This window comes from Burkholderia sp. SIMBA_062 (assembly GCF_046534765.1).
Classification (GTDB): Bacteria; Pseudomonadota; Gammaproteobacteria; order Burkholderiales; family Burkholderiaceae; genus Burkholderia; species Burkholderia ambifaria.
Map to the genome: position 1 here is coordinate 1 of NZ_JAWRYD010000284.1, position 270 is coordinate 270.

The 270-nt window shown below is 56.7% G+C and carries 1 protein-coding gene; it reads right to left on the bottom strand.

Features of this window, described 5'->3' with window-relative positions:
• The coding region (locus tag SB786_RS36385; RefSeq protein ID WP_410731601.1) for a hypothetical protein at nucleotides 1–270 on the bottom strand (270 nt) is incomplete at both ends.

Below are 270 nucleotides of genomic sequence, written 5' to 3' on the forward strand. Positions count from 1 at the left end.
CTCGGCATGCCGGGCATATCCTGCTGCAAAATCACAGCGTTGGACGGGACCGTAGGTGTCCATCCTTGCGGCGCCATTATCTCCGCCAATTCCGGATAACCGGCATTTAGACTGGCCCTTGACGCCTCGTCCAGCCGCTTAGCGGTGCGTTTGATAAAATCTTCCACGCTTTCGTCGCATGCATCAAAAGGCACGGCGAGCGTATTGGCGAAGTAGCCTACAGCGTCCTTGTTTCCCCTATTTCGGCCATGGAATGTCACCGCCAGCGGT